This is a genomic window from Paenibacillus sp. FSL R5-0701, assembly GCF_037973995.1.
Classification (GTDB): domain Bacteria; phylum Bacillota; class Bacilli; order Paenibacillales; family Paenibacillaceae; genus Paenibacillus.
The window spans coordinates 3,788,943-3,809,806 of sequence record NZ_CP150230.1; the positions used below are offsets into that span (position 1 = coordinate 3,788,943).

The following is a 20,864-nucleotide window of genomic DNA, read 5'->3' on the forward strand; positions in this document are numbered from 1 at the left end:
GCTTTGTGAAGAAGATGATGCAACGGTGGCGAAAGAAGCTTAACGTCAATACCCAATCAATTGGGTAAAACTTGTCGTCTCCGCCTGTTAACGTCTTCGGAACGCTCCACCGCGCGCCAGAGCATAGAAAATCAAGAGAGCAATGATTGACCCGACGATCGCGGGTATGATATGAAATCCACCCACCACCGGCCCCCTCGGTCCCAACAGTTCATACCCTAACCACGATCCAACAAAGCCAGCAATGATATTTCCAAGTACGCCTCCCGGCACGTCCCGTCCAATCAGATTTCCACTTAACCAGCCAATTAGCCCACCGACAATAAGTATCCAGATTAAATACACGAATTGGTCTCCCTTCCATTGATTTATTACAAGTTATGTTTCGTTAGGGGGAATGTTGCGGATCATCTGCGAATCGACCAATAAACCATTTCCATTTTAATCCAAGGGTAGTAAAATCGGTTGTACCACCACTAGTATGAATGCTGTTGCAGATGGGGATGGAGATGGCCAGTATAGAAAGGAGGCGCTCAAGTGTTTATGTTTCGAAGTCCTTTTATTACAGCCTTGTTGATGATGTTTCTGATGTCAGGCTTGACTGCTTGTTCTGAGTCAGAGCAAGCGGAAGATAAGGGTGCTTCGACAAAGGCTGACTTCACGGAGCAGATACAGAGCCTTAATCTGAATCTGGAAGAACCGTCATGGAAGCTGGATACCACCCCCGTGAATCTAACGTGGTTCGTTGGAGCCGAATGGTACGGGCACACTTGGGGTGAGAGCCTGACTTCCAAATATGTCACCCAAAAAACAGGGGTCAATGTCGAATTTGAAGTATCAACTGGTGAACCAAGCGAGATGTTATCACGAATGTTGACGACCGGTAGTCTGCCGGATCTGATAACCATCGGCTCCTGGGAGAGTGCGGTTAACAAACTTCGGGAGAGTAATCTCGTCTATGCCCTGGATGAGCTAGCCGACCAGTATGATCCTTACTTTTACAAGGTAGCAGGTGATGGTGCTCTACAATGGTATCGGCAGGAAGACGGCCATACCTATGTCATTCCCAATGATGCGTACAGTCCCGAACAGATGCGTTCAACCGGCTTGACGGGAGCGAACCAAACCTTTCTCGTACGTAAAGATCTGTATGAGTCGATGGGCAAACCGGACCTTACCACACCGAAAGGTTTTCTAAATGCATTGCAATTGCTGAAGAATCAATATTCTGTTTATAAAGGTCAGCTGATCAGTCCGTTTTGGGCACAGGGGAATGCATCCTATGGGATGACCGAATATTTGCAAAATCTGCTTGCGATCCCCCATGAACAGAACGGTAAAGTATACGACCGAATGACAGATCCGGATTATATGGAGTGGCTGAAAACATTTCGTATCGCTTACGAGCAGGGCCTGATTAATGTTGATTTTCTGGTCGACTCCAGTGCACAGGTGCAGGAAAAAACCAACCAAGCCCAATATTTTATGATGATTCGGGAATGGACAGACATATCGGACCTCAATTCGAAATTGGAAGTCCTTACGAATCAGAGTTCATACTATATTGCTGTAGATGGACCCCGGAGCAGCAGGGGGGAATCCGCCAAACTGTTTCCCGGCAGCATGGATGGCTGGATGGTTACGATGATTAGCAAATCCACGGAAAACCCTGAACGAGCCATCCGATTTTTGACCTATCTGGCCAGCGAAGAAGGCCAAAGGGATTTATTTTTGGGCAAAGAAGGTGAAACCTGGGCGATGAAAAACGGCAAACCGCAGTTGACTGCGGCGATGGTTCAGTTGCATGACACGGATAGGGAGCGGCTGGAAAAGGAATATGGCATTATGGATACCTACTGGATGCTGCGAAACCCTGCTTTCGTTAACAAGTGGAGACCAGAGAATGCCCCATCCATTAAGCAAATGGAGGAGTTCGCCAACCAACAGGCCGATCTGGACAGCGGCATCTATAAGGGACTAGATCCTATAGGGGATTCCGATATCGCGTTAGCTTGGTCACGTATTTCTCAGAATTGGGAAGAAGTGCTGCCAGAACTGATTACAGCGAAGGATGAAGCTGCCTTTGACAAAATTTTTGAAAATTTTCTGATACGTCGTGTGAACTACCGCTTTAACCAGGTGATGGAATATCGCCAGGCTGAACTGGAACTGAGAAAAGCCAAGATAGCCAGATAACCATTCCCTACTACATTGTTAACGATCAGCTAACTAGTAATATATGGTATAACAAAGGTGGTGAATACATCAGAATGAAATACCTGCTAACGAGATTGAGGAAGCTTTATCGCAATGCCCGTATATCCCAAAAGCTGTTTCTGGCATTTAGCCTGATGATTGCCATACCTGTTATTTTGATCTCCTTCGTGTATATCCGCATGCAAGAAACCCAGCTATATAAGGATGCTATGGCAACGGGTAACAGTCACGTTTCATGGCTGAATGAACAATTGCGCAGAAGAATGGATATGATTGAGAACGCTTCCAATACAGCCCTTACTCAAAAGTCTTTTGTGGATTTTATTCATTCCAATATGCTTGTGGATGGACTGCGTCTGGTGAAGTTTAAGCAAAACCAGTTTGAGCAAATGCTTAATATCATTCAGAGCAATGCGATGATCAGTGAGCTTAGCTTTTACGTCGATAACCCGAACTTGTATGAAATCTGGCCTGAAATCTATCATTATAAGAAATTTTGGCCGCAGGATTATTGGATAAAGCTACGGGACGAAGGTGGTGCGGCTTACCGTTTATTTTCTTTTAGGGATGGTGAAGACACTTTATCCTACTATCGTCTGGTTCGCCTTCAAGGGCAGGAGCAAAAACGCCCTAGTATTATGGAAGTGCGAGTCCCGCACAGCATGTTTTTCAGCGACCTGCTCCAAGAGAGCAAGGGGGACTTCTTTTCGGTGTTGATGAACGCAAGCGATCCTCCCCAGTATGTTTACAATCCCCAGCATGAGTTTTCTGAGAAGTACGGGCAGGGGATGGAGGAGATCCTTGGCAGTATTCATCGCCAGCTGGATATATTGCCGCAGGAAAACCCGCTCCAGGTTAAGGTGGGAGATCAGAGCTTCTATGCATTGTATCGATACATCGCTCCGTTGAACACTTATGTGGTTGATATTGCTTCCCATCAGGCTTTGATGAAGGGGCCTCGCAGTTGGTATGTATTTGTGGTAACGATTACATTATGTGTATTGCTGCTGATTATGCTACTTGTATCCCAAACGACGCGGCGTATTTTCCGACGGTTGGACAGCGTACTGGAATCCATGCGTCAGGTACGGAAAGGCGAGCTGGATTCAATGATTGATACAGGCCTTGATGAGAACGAAAGAGGGGATGAAATCGATGAGGTGGCAGTGAATTACAATAAAATGTTACATGAGGTCAAACGTCTAATGACACAAGTCGTGGATAAACAGTTAATTGCCAAAAACGCACAGTTGCACTCCTTGCATTCGCAGATTAATTCTCATTTTTTATATAACGCCCTGGAATCGATCCGTATGGTGGCAGAGGTACAGAGACAGCCTGCTATAGCCAATTCATTGGTGTCATTGGGCTCCCAGCTTCGTTACAGCATGCAGTGGCGTAGCGATACCGTTGCTTTTCGTGAGGAGCTTGCCAATATCCAAAGTTATATTGAATTTATCAACTTTATGGAAGGCGGCAGTATCGTTATGACGGCGGATCTTCCTCAGGAGATACTTCGCTACGCCATTCCCAAGATGTGTATGAAGCCCATCGTTGAAAATGTAGTTCATCACGGGGCACCTTCAGGCGGCAGGGTAACTATAGAGATTACCTTTTCTGTGGAGAATGACAGTCTGCTTTTCATTAACATAAGAGATGACGGAAAGGGGCTAGAGCCTGAAATGTTACACCGTCTTCAGGCAGTACTGCGGAGCGAATCGGATACACCGATGGTTACTAGCAGGAGCGGACTTGGTTTGGAAAACGTGAATAAGCGATTGCAGCTTCATTATGGCAAGAATTGCGGTCTTTGGATTGATAGTGTGCAAGGTGCATATACCTGCGTAACGATACGTTTGCCTTGGGAAAATGTAAATCTTGGAGGGTGGTAGAGCATGCTTAATATCCTGATTGTGGACGATCAAAAACACATTCGTGACGGCCTGCAGGCCATGCTGCATCAATTTCCTCTGGAGCTGAACAACATATACTGTGCCGCCAGCGGGATTGAGGCGCTGTCCCTATTGCGGCAACATTGCATTCACATCGTTATTACCGATATTATGATGCCGGATATGGATGGGTTGGCACTCATGACTCAAACCAAAGAGGAATACATGGATGTGGAATACCTCATTATCAGCGGTTACAGTGATTTTACATATGCCCAAAAAGCGATCGGGCTTGGGGCAAAGGGCTACTTGCTCAAACCTTTGAAGCGAGAGGATCTGCAACATTCCCTGGAGCATGTATGGCAAGAGATCCGGACACGGCAAGCACTTACGCATAATATGCAGCGTGTATCCCGTCTCGCCCAAGAAACCGATCGTAAAGAATTAAGAATGTTTATGCAAGGTGCGTTATGTGATGACGCATGGATTCTTCAGATTGAGGAACAACATTATGCGTTATGGCGTAATTATCGCCTAGCCCTGCTGCGGGAAGAAGTTTGCATGAACCAGCCCGGAGCCAGTAGCGCCCATAGCATGGAAGCCATCGCGTATAGTGTGTTTGGCAGACAAGGTTATATTTGCCTGCAACATCGCCCATACCTGATCCTTGCGGTGGATGCGTCCATAGATCCAAGTGTTTTGTCTGCAGCGCTCAAGGAAGCAAAGATCGATGCCATAACGGCCACGACTAACCCGATTCAGGGGTTAAAAGAACTACCTGACAGCTATACCCAAGTGCTTGAGCTCTATCGCCACAGTTACCTGTTTCCTGATCAGCACAGTATCTTCCCAGCACATATTGAGCATATGGAACAGCAGTGGCAACTTCCCTATGAAGACTTATATGAACTGTTCCAGTCGATTGGAACGGATAACAGCGGAACAATTACTCAGGGTATTTCTGCAATATTTCACAAAAAGGTGCTGCAACGTTATCCTATTCGCTATACCCAACAGCTCTGCGCCGCCACCGTTCAGATGATGGAGGAATACGAACGAGTTATCCACCCTTATATGGGGGAAGAAGTGCTGGACCTTGAATCATTGCATAATCTCTTTGATTATCAAGGGATGCGTGATTATATACAAGCACTGCAACAGCAGCTGCTTCGGCTGAATCAGTTATATTATGACTATAAGTGCAGCTATCGCCATTCGCAGGATCTAAATGAAGCCATTCGTTTTATACATGAGAGTTACCACAAACCGCTGGACCTCGCGATGGTATCCAATCATGTATCGCTTAATTATGCTTATTTTTCAAATCTGTTTAAGAAGAATATTGGTAAAGGTTTTGCTGAATACCTACGAGATGTGCGTCTGGATAAAGCGCGGCGGCTTCTCGCCGAAACCGATTATAAAATTGTTGAGGTGGCTGCTATGGTTGGATATGAAAGCTACAAAAGCTTTACACGCGCGTTCCGACTTGTGATGCAGATCCAACCCACAGAGTACCGACAGATGATGCGGCAGAAGGCAGATTGAATCAAAAGCCAAAAAAATGGGATACCACAAAAACAATTGTACCTTTTCAACAAATTAACCTATTGGATAGAATAAAGATATTCCCATATGTAAGCGATTTCCTTAATGCGCATGGATTGGGAGAAGCTATTATTCTATTAAAGGAGGGCAATTATGAAACCATCTCACTTTACGGCGAAACGGTTTATGAAAAAGGTACTCGGTATGTTCCTTGTGGTTGTGATGCTGGCTAGTATTGGCATACTGCCAACTTCAAAGGTTCAGGCAGCGGGAACTACCGTAACCTCAATGGAGTACTTCTCACCAGCAGACGGGCCTGTTATTTCAAAATCAGGGGTTGGCAAGGCCAGCTACGGATTTGTTATGCCTAAATTCAATGGAGGCTCCGCGACATGGAATGATGTTCACAGTGATGTGGGCGTTAATGTAAAAGTGGGCAACAACTGGGTAGATATCGACCAGGCAGGCGGTTATATCTATAACCAAAACTGGGGGCACTGGAGCGATGGCGGCTTCAATGGCTATTGGTTCACCCTCTCCGCAACAACCGAGATTCAACTGTACTCCAAAGCGAATGGTGTTAAGCTGGAGTATCAACTTGTATTCCAAAACATCAACAAAACAACCATTACAGCGATGAATCCGACACAAGGTCCACAAATCACAGCAAGTTTCACAGGCGGTGCAGGCTTTACATATCCAACGTTCAACAATAATCCTGCGGTCACTTATGAAGCTGTTGCGGATGATTTGAAGGTGTATCTCAAACCTGTAAACAGCAGCACCTGGATTGATATTGACAATAACGCAGCCAGCGGCTGGATCTACGATCACAATTTTGGCCAATTCACGGATGGCGGCGGTGGGTACTGGTTTAACGTAACGGAGTCGATCAATGTCAAATTAGAATCAAAGACTTCTTCGGCTAATCTTGTTTATACCATTACGTTTAATGAACCTACAAGAAATTCTTATGTCATTACGCCATACGAAGGAATAACCTTCACAGCAGATGCGAATGGTTCCATTGGGGTTCCGCTTCCCAAAATTGATGGGGGTGCGCCAATCGCCAAGGAACTGGGTAATTTTGTATACCAAATTAACATGAATGGGCAATGGGTTGATATGAGTAACTCCAGCCAGAGCAAATTTGCATACTCCGCTAATGGGTATAACAATATGTCCGATGCCAACCAGTGGGGTTACTGGGCCGATCATATCTATGGTCTTTGGTTCCAGCCAATCCAAGAAAATATGCAGATCCGTATCGGATATCCGCTGAACGGACAGGCGGGTGGAAATATTGGCAACAACTTCGTGAACTATACTTTCATCGGCAATCCAAATGCTCCGCGTCCGGATGTATCCGATCAAGAGGATATCTCAATTGGAACGCCAACCGATCCGGCAATCGCGGGCATGAACCTCATTTGGCAGGATGAATTCAACGGAACTACGCTGGATACAAGTAAATGGAACTATGAAACAGGATATTATCTCAATAACGATCCCGGTACTTGGGGATGGGGAAATGCAGAACTGCAGCACTACACAAACAGCACCCAAAATGTATATGTACAGGACGGGAAGCTGAATATCAAAGCCATGAACGACAGCAAATCTTTCCCACAAGACCCGAATCGGTATGCACAGTATTCTTCGGGAAAGATTAACACCAAGGATAAACTGTCCTTGAAGTACGGCAGAGTAGATTTTCGTGCCAAGCTTCCTACAGGTGATGGTGTATGGCCAGCACTGTGGATGCTTCCAAAAGATTCGGTATATGGCACTTGGGCTGCATCAGGTGAAATTGATGTTATGGAAGCGAGAGGCCGTCTGCCTCGATCAGTAAGCGGTACCATACACTTTGGTGGACAATGGCCCGGGAACCAGTATTCGGGCGGCGATTATCACTTCCCGGCGGGGCAAACTTTTGCCAATGATTATCATGTATACTCGGTAGTCTGGGAAGAGGACAATATTAAATGGTATGTAGACGGCAAGTTTTACTATAAAGTCACTAACCAGCAGTGGTATTCTGCAGCTGCACCGAATAATCCGAATGCACCTTTCGATGAGCCGTTCTACCTCATTATGAACTTGGCAGTCGGCGGAAACTTTGACGGCGGCCGTACTCCGAACGCCTCCGATATCCCGGCGACGATGCAAGTGGATTATGTACGCGTGTATAAAGAACAGTAATTTGCGATTTCGGATAGAGCAAATGAAGATCAGATGGAACAGATGCTGGGCAAACCAGAGAACCTGAAATCTCATACTCTAAAATAGGCTTACGACCGATTCCCAATATTTCTACCTGGGAATCGGTCGTTTAAATTTAGACTTGATAATGTAGTTCATCGGCTGCAACTCTTGTCGAAGGACAAGGACATAGGTAACATACTGGTTACCTGAATAACCAGAAAATGATTCCTATCACGTGGTTTCGAGGCAGGGAAGGGTTACGGTTACGAGCACAGTATTTTAAATATTACAAAAACCCATAAGACGAAACATAGATACGATAATAATGGAAAAATAAGATACATCATTAGGAGGAAATATGAATCAGAAAGAATTTGACTCAGTCATCAATCTCCCTTCAAATATTCGTTATGAATATTTCATCAAAAAAGTAGTAGATTCAGAAGAAGTGTGGGGGCTTTATGAGAATGGTTGGTCAGTTACTGAAGATGATGAAGGTAATAAATTACTTCCATTTTGGCCTAAGAAAGAATTCGCGGAACATTGTGCAACTGATGGTTGGGAAATTTACTCAAGTAAAAGTATGGATTTGTACGAGTTCATAGACGATTTTCTACCCAATTTAAAAAAAGAGGGTTTAAAACCTTCAATATTCTTAAATAATGCTGATTCTGCTGTATTAGAAGTCGATATACTAATTGAGGATTTAAAGACAGAACTTGAAAAATACTAACAGGATTGATAATCGCTATTCCCAGTGAGAAAAATGCTATACGTGAAAGAGAACAGCAAATGATCATAAAAAATGGCGGGGCGGCGCCAAATCTCAAAATGGTACTTCAGGGAATGCGATCAATGGCATTTCTCCGAAAAATAAGAAGTACAGTAAGTTAATCAAATCCGCAACGAAGGAGTTTGGAAAACCGTGAAAAATACGAAACGTAAACGAATAAAATTGGGTGATATCTACGCTATCCCCTTGCCTAACGGTAAGTTTGCCTTTGGGAGAAGGCTTAAAGATGCCAGCATTGCAATCTATAATCTTATAAGTGACTCTATAGAAGAGATACCTCAAGAAGAAGAATACCAATTTATCGTGGGTGTATATGATGATGTACTGAAATCAGGCGATTGGCCGGTCATTGAGAATCGTCCATTCCCGGATGAAGAAGAGGCTTGGCCCCCACCTGCCTGTATCATTGATAAGATATCAGGAGAATATTTGATTTATCATATGGGAGAGATTAGACCTTCTAATAGCGAAGAAAGCGAAGGATTAGAGATTGCGGCTGTTTGGGAAGCCCATCATATTGTTGATAGAATAATGGGAGATGATAAGTGGCACCGTTACCCGAATAAATAGTGTACGAGTATACCATCTATGGTTCCAGAGATCAGGTGTAGCGGTTTGAACCGCTTTTTCACTTTCCAATACAAACATTAAGTCACGGCCTACATACGTTTCTATAGGGGTAACACCAAGCGCTTCAACCATTTGCTCTGTTAAAGTGAACTCTTCTGGCATCTTATATAAACAAAACCAAGCCAAGCCAAGCCCTCCTTTTACAAAGAGGTGCTTGGCTTGGCTTGGTTTGCATTCAGAGGCAAATAACAATGCAAAGTAAACATTGCAAGGACGTGATCACTTGAAGACAAAAATTGCAGAACTGCGTAAGCAGCATAAGCTGTCACAGGAAGAGCTGGGACGAATTGTTGGTGTTACCCGGCAAACCATCACCTCCCTTGAAAGGGGAAAGTATACGGCTTCCCTTATACTTGCTTACAAAATTGCCAATTTTTTCGGACTCGCCATTGAAGATGTTTTTGATTTCAGCGAAGTGGAGGAAATGTAAATGGACAAGTACAAGATTAAAGTAAAAACTCGCAAAAACGTACTGTCACTGGTAGCTGCTGCTACACTATTGATTTATGTAGGACTTATATTTTACCGAGGTGGGCTACCCGATTTGCCTAGTTTTATAAAGGGATTTCACACAGGCGCTTTTATCGGGGTTGAAGTGGCCGTCGCTTTTTTCCTCGTCAGGTATATAAAAGCGATTTTTGTATCAGGAATTGGTTTTTCCGACCTAAGACAAGAACTTAGTACCGTTGTTGAAATGGTTAAGAACATGGTACCGATGTCGATTAGAAGATTTAAACTAACGGGCAGATCAGTTTCGGTATGTGGTATTATTTGTTTGATATAGCAAACTATATTAATATACAGCATCCCTATTTACGACAAATTCAGCTTAAGCGGCAAAAAGTACCAACCTATAATCGTTACCCCTTTGATTTGGCAGTTATTCGAAACCTAAACACTCTTGATTTCCACCCCAAAGTAACCTACATCGTAGGTGAAAATGGGATGGGCAAATCAACACTGATGGAGTCCATTGCTGTCGGATTGAAGTCCAAGTATTGGAAGAAACGGACCATTATATGATTATGAAAGAGTTTGTAAATAACAAGGATCGGATGCTCAGAGAATTATTCGAAGAAGCTCAAGATTAAGCTAACGGGAAACGTTAGCCCAATAAAACCAAGGAGACAGCCGGCCATAGTGTTCGGCTTCTTTTGTTCAAATAACGGTAACGGGCAGGTTAGTTCAATTATGTCGACAGTATCTTTTGGAAATTTACAAAGGCAGAAAAGTCTAGGAATCATGTGGTCATTTAGGTGATGAGTCTGGAAATCAAACTTATGACGATTTGAAAAACTGGAACCCTTTTTGCATCTACAAGTATAAACAAAGTTCTTTTCCTAAATAAGGATTAGGACTTTTTACTGCAACCAATCTAGGACCCTTCTTATGAAGAATGATGTTGCCAGCATCACTGTTTGTCGGTCAAGATTTAATTTTTTCTTCTATTATACTTGTTGTTCACTAGAAGGGAATCAAACAGTTCATCTTCGTTACTAGTGCAACTCGCGCAAATTCCACACAGCGTGTGAATGCTTCAAGTCTTGTTCTGAATCATTATTTCATCAATTCCTTGAGTTTTGGATTTTGATATATGTGTAACGATAGCAGCACTTAAAACTTTCTTCTTCATACATCGCTGAGTCTAAAGAGATGTATATTCCTTCATTGAAGATTGTGTTCTTGAACCTTTTTGTCTTATGCTGCTAAATCCGATACCGCATAAAATAATGATAACTCCAACCCATTGAGACCAACCTACAAATTCCCCCAGTACAAGAGAAGACATAATAACGGCCATGGGTAGTTCAGATGCGGTCATAATTGTACCCATTCCTGAACCGATATGTGGCATACCTATAGAGTACAAAAGTGGAGGTAATACTACACCAAAAACTCCGAGAACTAATCCATACGGGCTCAATCCTGCCAGCACATCCAGGTTAAATAAGAAGGTTGGAGGGAAGACCACAAAGACAGTAATAACAGCTCCAGTTGAAAGAAGTGCGCTTTTCATTAAGGGCGATGTATCTTTCGCAACAGAACCACTGAGGAAAACAAATAAAGCAAAGGTTGAAGCAGCCAGTAGTCCCCAAATGGTTCCTTGCCATGATAACGAGAGATCTCCTTGAGAAAAAACATTTGCAGCCAGTACGGAACCAAAGAGCAGGACTCCAATCGAGATTAGTTTACCTCGGGTTGGTTTTTTCTTTTGAAGAACCCATTCGTATAATGTCCCAATCCAAACAAACTGAAATAGTAAGACAATAGCTAGAGAAGCATTTAGGGTCTGTAATGATTGGTAATAAAACATACCTGTCAGTCCAAAGGGAATTCCGGATAATAGAAGTTTTGTAATTTGCCTTAGAGTGAGGCTTTTCTTCTTGACAAAAATTACAAAAAACCAACTTAAAACCGTACCAAAGAAATATTGCGCACCAGTGACTTCTGGCGTAGAAAAACCTGCACTATATGCCAGCTTAACAAATGTGGAAAGTATACCGTAACAACAGCCTCCCAAGAAAACAATAAGTGCGTAATGCCATAATTTCATAAATAATCCTCCTTTTTTGCATACAAAAAAGCCACACAAATGCGCAAAGGCATTCGTGTGGCGAAAATAGAGATCACTCTCTAGAAAAATCCACATCCATCGGGTTTTAGTATTTCGTTCATTTCGGTATCAGTATAAAAGCAAAGGTTTGCTCTTGTCAATAACTTGTGACAGAGAGTATGAGGATAAAAGTTTAAAGTAAGTGAGATTCACAGAAACAGTTGAGTAAGAAGCAATGTACTTATATAGCAATCATGCTCAAAATGCTATGGAATATTTGGACTAAATTTTCTTTCATATATGAAATGTAAGGATGCTCAGTTGAATACCTCTTTATAAGTCAAGTTCTAGTAAAAAAAACTTGCATTTTTTTAAAAAAGTGTTTTATTATTGTCCGCAAAGAGAGCTTGTACATTAACTGGGTTGTGACTGTTCAATCAGGCAATACCACTTCTGGCCAGAAAAGACGTACTATTTGCTAACTTTTCACAAAATTCGAAGCCTGACCAATTTAAAATTACTAAAATAGCCTTGCAGAATTGAGCATCCTTGTGTAAGTAAACAGAACGCTGAACTTCAGCATGGAAATGATGTTTAGAGTCTATCCACTGGGCAGCCATGTTGACAGTGTTGAAAACGTTAACAGCATGGTTCATTGTATAACACGATTGCGCTTTCAATTTAAAGAAGGAGATAATTGGATATGTTTAATAAAATCACTACATTTCCGGAGGGTTTTCTGTGGGGTGGTGCTACGGCTGCCAATCAAATTGAAGGGGCTTACTTGGCCGATGGTAAGGGACTAACGACCATCGATCTGATGCCGAAGGGACCTAAGCGTAATGAGGTCTCCATGGGTAATTTAAATTCATTTTTACCAGAGGAAGGCGAAATGTATCCTTCACACGAAGCTATCGATTTTTATCATCGTTATAAAGAGGATATCGCTCTTTTTGCAGAAATGGGCTTCAAATCATATCGGATGTCGATTTCCTGGGCTCGCATCTTTCCAAACGGTGACGATGTAACTCCTAATGAAGCTGGATTGCAATTCTATGATGACGTATTTGATGAACTTCTGAAGTATAATATTGAGCCTGTCGTAACCATTTGTCATTTTGATTTACCTGTAAACTTGGTGAAAACGTATGGAGGCTGGAAAAATCGAATCGTAATTGATCTATTTGAAAAATACTCCAGAACATTGTTTGGACGCTATAAGACTAAAGTGAAATACTGGATGACATTTAACGAGATTAATATGTTGTTGCATCTGCCTTATACAGGAGCTGGTATTATTTTTGAAGAAGGAGAGAACAAACAACAAGTTATGTATCAAGCAGTGCATCATGAACTGGTTGCAAGTGCTCTGGCAGTTAAGGCTTGTCATGAAATTATGCCTAACGCCATGATCGGTTGTATGTTGGCAGCTGGAAATGTGTATCCGTACAGTAGTAATCCAGAAGATTACTGGGAAGTGATGGAAATGGAACGAGAGTCCTACCTCTTGATTGATGTACAATCTAAAGGGGATTATCCCGGATATGCAAAACGATTTTTCATCGAGAATGGAATTCAACTTCAGTTTGAGCCTGGAGATTTGGAAATTTTGAAGAAATATACAGTGGATTACATTGGTTTTAGTTATTATTCGAGCCGTTGTACCAGTGCTGATCCTGAAATATTAAAGAATTACACAGATGGGAATGTATTTGGTTCTGTAATCAATCCTTATTTAGAAACCTCAGAATGGGGGTGGACAATCGATCCGAAGGGTATGCGGATTACTTGTAACCAGTTGCATGAAAGATACAATAAACCATTATTTATCGTAGAGAACGGACTTGGTGCGCAAGATACTCTTTTGGATAATGATACCGTTGATGATGATTACCGTATTAAATATCTAGATCTTCACTTTGCAGAGATTGCTGAAGCAATAAAAGACGGGGTTAATATTATAGGATATACAAGTTGGGGACCGATCGATCTTGTCAGTAACGGTACCGGCGAGATGAAAAAACGCTATGGATTCATTTATGTCGACAAAAACAATGATGGCTCTGGCACGCTCCGAAGAATCAAAAAGAAAAGTTTTCATTGGTACAAAGAGATTATCGATACTAATGGAGCAAAGTATTTTCATGAATAATTGATGGATCGATATTGGCATTTGCTTTCTATAACCATTAAAACCAATTAATCATTTCCCTCTAACTTTGAAATGTATAATCAAATTGTATAAGAAAATCACCAATATACTCCGCTTCAAAAGCTGGGGTTTATTGGTGATGTCATGAGTTTAAGTGTTTCGCAACTCATCCATGGCTACGGAACCTTTTAAAAAGCGTACGAGTCTCCCTCTTCGGGTACAAACACGTTATCTGATATACCTCTTTCATCCACAAACTTTTTCAATTCTTCTCTGGATAGTCCCCAGTGGTTTACAGCTTCCATGTGCACAGAAATAATCTTAGCGTTAGGGGCGGCTTTGCAGACCTCATAAATATCATCTTTCCCCATAACAAGTGAGCCCATTTCAATGAATTGATTGTCTCCGCCATTAACAACAATGACATCCGGTTTGTACGTAGTTAGTACTCTATGAATAGCTTCATACCATACTGTATCGCCAGCTACGTACAAAGTTTTCTCACTGGAATGCTTAAAAACAACTCCGCAAACTAATCCAGCCATTTTCAAGATTTCTCCTCTTCCGTGTTCGCCTGGAGTCTTTATCATCCGGATCCCATTGAATTCAGTGTCTTCTTGAAGTACCTCAACATTAGTGAAACCATCTTTTTGCACAAGATCAGCATCTTCTTGATTTTGAACGAACATTTTAATGTCTTTAGGTATGACTTTCTTGGCTACATCATCATAGTGGTCCAAATGAAGGTGAGTAAGAATAACAGCGTCTAGATTATTTAACAGGCTTTCTGTAGGTACCGGAAGATCGACCAATGGATTGCGGTCTTCTCTTATAGAATTAGGAAATGGAGGATATGCTCCTTTTTCAGCTAAAAATGGATCAACTAAAAATTTGTATCCTGCATATTCAATCACAATTGTTGCATTTCGAATTTGTTGTATCTTCATTGTTTTGTAGCTCCCTTTTCTAGATATTTCTTTTATAGTCTACACACTTAATTCAGACGAATACATAAATTAATTCAAGTGTTTTTGATGTTTTAGTTTATTTATGAAAGCATGTTTGACCGTTAGGTATTCTTCTACGGTGACTATGCAAAATCTATTTTTATATAAAACTTTCATCTTTAAAGCAAAAGCGCGAAATTACTTTATTTTCTCTATGTAACAATGGATGAAGAAAGTATACATTTATTTGGTATGCAATCGAGAGGTCTACATTCAACATAAAAGATTATTATTCCTCACAATTATGCATAAATAGTACTTTGAGGTGAAATCATGAAAAAATTTGATATATCTGTCTTGTCCGTTGCTCCATTAAGACAAGGCGAAACAATGAAAGAAGGAATAGAATCCGCAGTATCTTTAGCTAAGGCTGCAGATCGAATGGGTTATAAACGTATTTGGTTTGCAGAACACCATAATCACGATGCATATGCAAGTGCAGCTGTCGTCTCAATTGTACAGCACATATTATCAAACACAGAGGAAATTCGTGTGGGTTCAGGTGGGATTATGTTACCTAATCACTCACCTCTAGTTGTAGCTGAGCAGTTCGGAACACTTGAAACGTTGTATCCGGGTCGAGTAGATTTAGCATTAGGACGTGCACCTGGTACGGATCAAAAAACTGCTGAAGTGATTCGACGGTCCAACCACAATGGTGTATTTTTCTTCGAACGAGAAGTAAAAGAAGTCTTGCAATATGTAGGAAACGAGAGCGTTCAAGGGGAGATACGTGCTTATCCAGGTATTGGAACCAATGTGCCAATTTTTGTATTAGGTTCATCCATAGGTTCAGCTAAAATCGCGGCAAATCTTGGTTTACCTTATGTATTTGGGGCACAGTTTTCACCTCACGATATGAGGGAAGCACTGGATATTTATCGTGAGAACTTCAAACCATCTGCCGATCTGCAGGAACCATATGTGATGGCTTGTATCTGTGTGATCGCAGCGGATTCGGTGGAGGAGGCTACACTAATTTCAGCGAGCCATCTGCAAGTATATATTGATATCTATACAAATAATTTAAGTCAGCTTGTTCCGCCAACTGAAAAATTCCTTCAATCTTTATCCCAAGCTGAATTGGACATTATATATCATCGACTAGGGTATACCATTCTGGGCGATGCGGACACTCTTCGGCGAGATTTAATTAAATTTCAGCAGACATATCAAGTTGATGAACTCTTTGTGATATCAAATATATACGAATCTGAGAAGGAAATTCATTCTTATGAGATTTTAAAAAGCGTTGTTGATGAATTATCCGATCAGAAGTGACTTAAAGAAAGTTAGTTCCTTCTTCTTTGAAATGAAAATAATTCCAGGAAAGAAGCGGGTCTTAATGAGTCTCGCTTTTTTCTGGAATTATGACACAAACTTAATATTTAATCATCAAAGCTTCAAATATCCATTTTATTAATAACAGTGGAGAGTTTGTAATTGGCATGTTTATTTAAATCAACTAGAAAATCATTTAAGTATTCATTGGACGGAAACCTGCACTCCAACATATAACATCCCTCTCCACTAATCCTATAGTTATTTATTATATAGTTCATTTGTGTCTTTATAAAAGAGAGATAAAATTGATGGTTTGTTTCTTTTGTGAATATTGTAATAAATGCATGTATATAGCAGTTCAATTTAGCTTGATTAACTTTAATGGTATATCCCTCAATGACTCCATTGTCTTCTAATTTTGCTACCCTGGACGCAGTAGCTTGTCCAGTCATATGAATTTTAGTGCCAAGTTCTTTCATCGTAACTCGACTGTTATTGGATAATTCATCTAATATTCGACGATCAGTATTATCTAACATTTGAATTCCTTCCTTTAATGAATTGAGGATCAGATATCTTTAATTTCATTCTATCCCCTATGCAACAACTATAGTCTGATTCATTACAATACACCACGCACAAATATGTAAGATACTTATAAATAATCAAGGAGAATCATCATGAGCCAGTTAAATACAAGACTGTGGACAAGAGAGTTCATTTCTCTTTCAGCTATAAATTTCTTTATAACTTTAATTTTCTTTTTATTAAATTCGACAATTACGTTGTATGCGATTAATGAGTTTAATGCAACATCCAGCCAAGCAGGGATTATTGCAGGTGTTTTCATTATCGGATCATTAATAGGTCGGTTATTAACAGGGCGACTGGTAAAATCAAAAAAAATATTGATAACTGGACTGCTTATGTTTATTTTAACAACATTACTTTACCTCATTCATTACAATATTTCTTTTCTCATTTTAAGTCGATTGATAAATGGATTCACGGTAGGGATGGCACAGACTGTTGTAGGCACAGTTGTCGTTATGACTCTTCCAGCATCTCGAAAGGGTGAAGGGATTAGTTATTTTGCAATTAGTACGGCATTAGCGACTGGTTTAGGTCCATTTATCGGTATGTATATGAGTCAGAATGTAAGCTTCAATATGATTTATTATTTATGTTTCTTGTTGGGACTTATTAATTTTGTGATTGCAATTTTCATAAAAATCCCTTTGCCTAATAACACTGAAGCGAAAAAAGAAAAGGGTATAAAACTTTCTGACTTTATAGAACTGAAAGTGTTACCCATAGCAATCATTGCATTTCTGATGAGTTTTTGTTTTTCTGGTATAATCTCGTATTTAAATGTCTATGCTTTGGAATTGAACTTAGTAGATTCGGCAAGTTTTTTCTTTATGGTGTATACCGTTTTTGTCCTGATATCGAGACCATTTACTGGACGGGTCGTGGACAAAAAAGGAGCAAACGTAATCATGTATCCCGCTTTTGTCCTTTTCGGGGCAGGTTTACTCCTCTTAGGATCGGTTACCAGTGGCGTTACTTTGTTGGTGGCAGCAGGACTGGTCGCTCTAGGTTTTGGTAACATTTCTTCTATATCTCAAGCGGTATCTATTAGTTTAGCCGAACCCCACCGAGTTGGTTTAGCAACTGCCACTTTCTTTATATTCATAGATTTAGGGAACGGATTTGGACCATCTGTTATCGGTATGATCATTCCATATACAGGATATGATGGTTTGTACGTATTTCTTGGCCTTCTTGTTTTGACAACTCTTGTTTTTTATTATTTCTTATATGGTAGAAGAGAAAGTGCACATCGAAAACAACTTTCTACAACAGAACGATAACAGGTAGATATGCAATAAGAGGATTTAATTTGGCCGTTTCCCATGCTGTATTAGGGGACGGTCGTTTAGTCTCTTTGGAAACGCTTCTGACAATTGAGAATATACCGAGCGCAGAACATCATTCCCAAAATATCCAATATTTGATACCCTTGTCGACCAGAGTCGACCTAGTGCTGATAGCTCTTTCTTGAAATCACCTACGTTGTATGTCTTTCAATTAAAGTATATTCCAGAGGAATCAAGGTTTTGTCAGCTGAATGAAGCATGTTCTGTAGAATTAAAAATGCATTCTCTGCCTGCTGATCCACAGGATAGTGAATCGTTGTCAGATCCATTAATTTTGCCAGCTCGGTGTTATCAAATCCGATGATCCCAACGTCCCCTGGAACCGAAAATTTAGACCTCCTTAGTTCAGTAATAAATCCGGCTGCAACCTCATCATTAGCACAAAAAACAGCATCGGGTCTGTTTGTTTGTGCAATCCACCATCTTGCAAGTTCTTCTCCGTCTCGCACATAAATCTTATCCTGAAAATTCGGGAAGTCCACCGTCAATTTATATTTGGCAATAAAGTCAGCGTGTGCTCTCATACGCTCTTTTGTGTTAAGTCCGTTAGATATGGGATATACACTAAGGATCTTTCTGTATCCTTTGAGGTATAAGTGTTCGAGTCCAATCCCATATGCTTCGTATTGATCCATAAACACAGAGGGGATATTACTGTTTTCAAGCCGCTGCCATGTGACGATCGGGCCATATTTGGTATAGGATTCGATAACCTTCCACTCATTGCTTCGGAGCACGCATACTATAGCGTCCAGTTGTTTCCGTTTCAGCATTTCGAGTGCTACCAGTTCTTTCTCTACCTGACCATTCGTAATGAATAGAGTAATGTTGAATCCGTGTTTCTCGGCAGACTGGGTAAAGGCCTGTATGAATCTGATAAGTAGCGGATTGAAAGCGACTGCAACAATTCCAATCAAACAGGTAGCGCCCTTTTTTAGAGATATTGCATTACCGTTAGGTACATAATCCAGTTGTTCCATGATTTCAATTACTTTCTTTCTGGTAGATTCGCTTACGTACGGATGCCTATTAATAACACGTGAAATGGTTGCAGTGGATACACCCGCCAAACGGGCAATCTCGCTGATATTTGCCATGTAGTCCACCTCTTTGTTGTAATCTCGCCATCTCAATGAGCTTATAAAATAAATCGTGGTATTGATGCTTGACATGTAATGCATTACACAATTTACAGTACAACTATGATTCAAAACCCTTACATCAGGAGGTAAAGATATGAAAAAAGGATTAAAGATTGTAACCATCGGCGGTGGCTCTAGCTATACACCGGAACTTATGGAAGGATTTATCAAACGTCATCATGAACTTCCTGTCAAAGAATTATGGCTTGTGGACATCGAGGCGGGGAAGGAAAAACTCGAGGTCGTTGGTGCCATGGCTAAACGCATGGTAAAAGCCGCAGGAATCGACTGTGAAGTTCATTTATCGCTAGATCGCCGGGAAGCATTAACGGATGCAGACTTTGTAACTACACAACTTAGAGTTGGGTTGATGGATGCCCGTATCAAGGACGAAACTATTCCCAATAAATATGGAATGATTGGACAAGAGACAAATGGGGCAGGAGGCATGCTTAAAGCGTTTCGAACCATTCCGGTAATTTTAGACATTGTTAATGATATGAAAGAACTCTGTCCGGATGCATGGCTCATTAACTTCACCAACCCTGCAGGCATGGTGACGGAAGCGGTTCTCCGTTATGGAAAGTGGGACAAAGTGATCGGACTATGCAATGTTCCTATTATGTCCACCAAAATTGAATCAACTGTATTGGAAATAAAGGAGGAGGAACTATTCTTCAAATTTGCGGGCATTAACCATCTGCACTGGCACAAGATTTATGATAAGTCCGGACAAGATCTTACCCTTGAAGCAATCGAAAAAATGTACGGACCGGAAGCCAAAGTGGATAAAATGGTTGAGAATATCCCCAATATGAGATTTTTGCACGAACAGGTTCTCCAATTGAAAATGCTTCCTTGTCCATACCACCGTTATTACTACATGACCGATGCCATGATCCATGAAGAGCTGGAAGAAGTAAACACAGTAGGTAGCCGTGGCCAAGTCGTCAAAGAGTTGGAAGAAAACCTTTTTGAACTGTACAGAAATCCGGAGCTGGATTACAAACCGAAAGAGTTGGAAAAAAGAGGTGGTGCGCATTATAGTGATGCTGCATGCGAAATCATTAATTCCATTTATAACGATAAAGGAACTCGAATGGTTGTAAGCACTCGGAACAACGGGGCAATCAGTGATCTGCCAAGTGAGAGTGCCATTGAAATTACAAGCATGATTACTTCTCACGGTGCAGAACCAGTCCATTTCGGCTCATTCCCACCCGCACAACGAGGATTGTTGCAAGTTATGAAAGCTATGGAAGAACTCACTATAGAAGCCGCTGTGACAGGCGATTATGCTACGGCATTACAAGCATTTATCATAAATCCGCTTGTTCAAAGTGGCGACACAGCAAAGGCCTTGCTGGATGAGTTGCTTGAAGCTCACCGAGCTTATTTACCACAGTTTCATCAATAAAGTAAAAATGGTTAACAAGATCACGAATATTCATCAGCATTAGTCACTTGATAATACAGAATATCCCTGAATTCAACGGGGTGGAT

17 protein-coding genes and 2 pseudogenes are annotated in these 20,864 nt (G+C 41.2%); 13 read left to right on the forward strand and 6 right to left on the reverse strand.

The genetic code is table 11. The annotated features are described in order from the left end of the window. Positions 1-87 precede the first annotated feature (87 nt). Complete coding sequence (locus MKZ13_RS16695; RefSeq protein ID WP_074095306.1) at positions 88-345, reverse strand: GlsB/YeaQ/YmgE family stress response membrane protein; 258 nt, start codon at positions 343-345, stop codon at positions 88-90. A gap of 198 nt (positions 346-543) precedes the next feature. On the opposite strand from MKZ13_RS16695, the gene MKZ13_RS16700 reads away from it, so the two are divergent. The 6 genes from MKZ13_RS16700 to MKZ13_RS16725 all read left to right on the forward strand — a co-directional run bounded on the left by MKZ13_RS16700 (position 544) and on the right by MKZ13_RS16725 (position 9,222). Next, entirely contained in the window at positions 544-2,196 is a 1,653-nt protein-coding gene (locus tag MKZ13_RS16700; protein ID WP_339185406.1) for an extracellular solute-binding protein, read from the forward strand. Positions 2,197-2,270: 74 nt separating this feature from the next. Further along, positions 2,271-4,109: a histidine kinase gene (locus MKZ13_RS16705; protein ID WP_339176826.1), complete on the forward strand. Its 1,839-nt coding sequence runs from the start codon at positions 2,271-2,273 to the stop codon at positions 4,107-4,109. A gap of 3 nt (positions 4,110-4,112) precedes the next feature. Beyond that, positions 4,113-5,654 carry a response regulator gene (locus tag MKZ13_RS16710; RefSeq protein WP_339176827.1) on the forward strand — a complete coding sequence of 514 codons (1,542 nt, stop codon included), beginning with the start codon at positions 4,113-4,115 and terminating at the stop codon, positions 5,652-5,654. A 153-nt stretch (positions 5,655-5,807) separates the two neighbouring features. Next, a complete protein-coding gene (locus MKZ13_RS16715) occupies positions 5,808-7,856 on the forward strand; it encodes a glycoside hydrolase family 16 protein (RefSeq protein ID WP_339176829.1) in 2,049 nt (682 codons plus the stop codon). A gap of 361 nt (positions 7,857-8,217) precedes the next feature. Continuing rightward, entirely contained in the window at positions 8,218-8,592 is a 375-nt protein-coding gene (locus MKZ13_RS16720) for a DUF2750 domain-containing protein (RefSeq protein ID WP_339176830.1), read from the forward strand. 192 nt (positions 8,593-8,784) lie between these two features. Then, on the forward strand, positions 8,785-9,222 hold the full coding sequence (locus tag MKZ13_RS16725) for an Imm26 family immunity protein (RefSeq protein ID WP_339176831.1): 438 nt from the start codon (positions 8,785-8,787) through the stop codon (positions 9,220-9,222). A gap of 30 nt (positions 9,223-9,252) precedes the next feature. Here MKZ13_RS16725 and MKZ13_RS16730 read toward each other — a convergent pair. Beyond that, positions 9,253-9,387, reverse strand: a pseudogene (locus MKZ13_RS16730) (phenazine biosynthesis protein); the annotation flags it as partial. A 118-nt stretch (positions 9,388-9,505) separates the two neighbouring features. On the opposite strand from MKZ13_RS16730, the gene MKZ13_RS16735 reads away from it, so the two are divergent. From MKZ13_RS16735 to MKZ13_RS16745, 3 genes and pseudogenes are all read left to right on the forward strand, one after another. Beyond that, positions 9,506-9,712 (forward strand): helix-turn-helix transcriptional regulator, encoded by a 207-nt coding sequence (locus tag MKZ13_RS16735; protein WP_076215179.1) that lies wholly within the window; start codon positions 9,506-9,508, stop codon positions 9,710-9,712. Next, positions 9,713-10,066, forward strand: coding sequence for a hypothetical protein (locus MKZ13_RS16740; protein WP_339176833.1), 354 nt, complete (start codon positions 9,713-9,715; stop codon positions 10,064-10,066). Beyond that, positions 10,042-10,263: pseudogene (locus MKZ13_RS16745) on the forward strand (AAA family ATPase); the annotation flags it as partial. The gene MKZ13_RS16740 and the pseudogene MKZ13_RS16745, both read left to right, overlap by 25 nt. 664 nt (positions 10,264-10,927) lie before the next feature. Here the strand turns inward: MKZ13_RS16745 and MKZ13_RS16750 are convergent. Continuing rightward, positions 10,928-11,836: a DMT family transporter gene (locus MKZ13_RS16750; RefSeq protein WP_339176834.1), complete on the reverse strand. Its 909-nt coding sequence runs from the start codon at positions 11,834-11,836 to the stop codon at positions 10,928-10,930. 703 nt (positions 11,837-12,539) lie between these two features. Between MKZ13_RS16750 and MKZ13_RS16755 the strand changes: the two genes are divergently transcribed. Continuing rightward, positions 12,540-13,988, forward strand: coding sequence for a 6-phospho-beta-glucosidase (locus MKZ13_RS16755; protein ID WP_339176835.1), 1,449 nt, complete (start codon positions 12,540-12,542; stop codon positions 13,986-13,988). A gap of 188 nt (positions 13,989-14,176) precedes the next feature. Here MKZ13_RS16755 and MKZ13_RS16760 read toward each other — a convergent pair whose 3' ends face one another. After that, positions 14,177-14,935, reverse strand: coding sequence for an MBL fold metallo-hydrolase (locus MKZ13_RS16760; RefSeq protein ID WP_339176836.1), 759 nt, complete (start codon positions 14,933-14,935; stop codon positions 14,177-14,179). Between the two features lie 333 nt (positions 14,936-15,268). Here MKZ13_RS16760 and MKZ13_RS16765 point away from each other — a divergent pair, with 333 nt between their 5' ends. Next, entirely contained in the window at positions 15,269-16,276 is a 1,008-nt protein-coding gene (locus MKZ13_RS16765) for an LLM class flavin-dependent oxidoreductase (protein ID WP_339176837.1), read from the forward strand. 122 nt (positions 16,277-16,398) lie between these two features. On the opposite strand, the gene MKZ13_RS16770 is transcribed toward MKZ13_RS16765, so the two are convergent. Then, positions 16,399-16,818: an Lrp/AsnC family transcriptional regulator gene (locus tag MKZ13_RS16770; protein WP_339176838.1), complete on the reverse strand. Its 420-nt coding sequence runs from the start codon at positions 16,816-16,818 to the stop codon at positions 16,399-16,401. Between the two features lie 141 nt (positions 16,819-16,959). Between MKZ13_RS16770 and MKZ13_RS16775 the strand changes: the two genes are divergently transcribed. Continuing rightward, entirely contained in the window at positions 16,960-18,153 is a 1,194-nt protein-coding gene (locus tag MKZ13_RS16775; RefSeq protein ID WP_339176840.1) for an MFS transporter, read from the forward strand. Between the two features lie 197 nt (positions 18,154-18,350). Here the strand turns inward: MKZ13_RS16775 and MKZ13_RS16780 are convergent, their stop codons facing one another. Then, positions 18,351-19,316 carry a LacI family DNA-binding transcriptional regulator gene (locus MKZ13_RS16780; RefSeq protein WP_339176841.1) on the reverse strand — a complete coding sequence of 322 codons (966 nt, stop codon included), beginning with the start codon at positions 19,314-19,316 and terminating at the stop codon, positions 18,351-18,353. A 139-nt stretch (positions 19,317-19,455) separates the two neighbouring features. Here MKZ13_RS16780 and MKZ13_RS16785 point away from each other — a divergent pair, with 139 nt between their 5' ends. After that, on the forward strand, positions 19,456-20,778 hold the full coding sequence (locus MKZ13_RS16785; protein ID WP_339176843.1) for a 6-phospho-beta-glucosidase: 1,323 nt from the start codon (positions 19,456-19,458) through the stop codon (positions 20,776-20,778). Positions 20,779-20,864 lie beyond the last annotated feature (86 nt).

What these genes read in the sequence shown, in the direction of transcription:
- MKZ13_RS16705 (WP_339176826.1), top strand. Translation starts at nt 2,271, where the DNA reads ATGAAATACCTGCTAACGAGATTGAGGAAGCTTTATCGCAATGCCCGT.
- MKZ13_RS16715 (WP_339176829.1), top strand. Translation starts at nt 5,808, where the DNA reads ATGAAACCATCTCACTTTACGGCGAAACGGTTTATGAAAAAGGTACTC.
- MKZ13_RS16785 (WP_339176843.1), top strand. Translation starts at nt 19,456, where the DNA reads ATGAAAAAAGGATTAAAGATTGTAACCATCGGCGGTGGCTCTAGCTAT.
- MKZ13_RS16780 (WP_339176841.1), bottom strand. Translation starts at nt 19,316, where the DNA reads ATGGCAAATATCAGCGAGATTGCCCGTTTGGCGGGTGTATCCACTGCA.
- MKZ13_RS16740 (WP_339176833.1), top strand. Translation starts at nt 9,713, where the DNA reads ATGGACAAGTACAAGATTAAAGTAAAAACTCGCAAAAACGTACTGTCA.
- MKZ13_RS16755 (WP_339176835.1), top strand. Translation starts at nt 12,540, where the DNA reads ATGTTTAATAAAATCACTACATTTCCGGAGGGTTTTCTGTGGGGTGGT.
- MKZ13_RS16765 (WP_339176837.1), top strand. Translation starts at nt 15,269, where the DNA reads ATGAAAAAATTTGATATATCTGTCTTGTCCGTTGCTCCATTAAGACAA.
- MKZ13_RS16700 (WP_339185406.1), top strand. Translation starts at nt 544, where the DNA reads ATGTTTCGAAGTCCTTTTATTACAGCCTTGTTGATGATGTTTCTGATG.
- MKZ13_RS16750 (WP_339176834.1), bottom strand. Translation starts at nt 11,836, where the DNA reads ATGAAATTATGGCATTACGCACTTATTGTTTTCTTGGGAGGCTGTTGT.
- MKZ13_RS16760 (WP_339176836.1), bottom strand. Translation starts at nt 14,935, where the DNA reads ATGAAGATACAACAAATTCGAAATGCAACAATTGTGATTGAATATGCA.
- MKZ13_RS16775 (WP_339176840.1), top strand. Translation starts at nt 16,960, where the DNA reads ATGAGCCAGTTAAATACAAGACTGTGGACAAGAGAGTTCATTTCTCTT.
- MKZ13_RS16710 (WP_339176827.1), top strand. Translation starts at nt 4,113, where the DNA reads ATGCTTAATATCCTGATTGTGGACGATCAAAAACACATTCGTGACGGC.
- MKZ13_RS16770 (WP_339176838.1), bottom strand. Translation starts at nt 16,818, where the DNA reads ATGTTAGATAATACTGATCGTCGAATATTAGATGAATTATCCAATAAC.
- MKZ13_RS16720 (WP_339176830.1), top strand. Translation starts at nt 8,218, where the DNA reads ATGAATCAGAAAGAATTTGACTCAGTCATCAATCTCCCTTCAAATATT.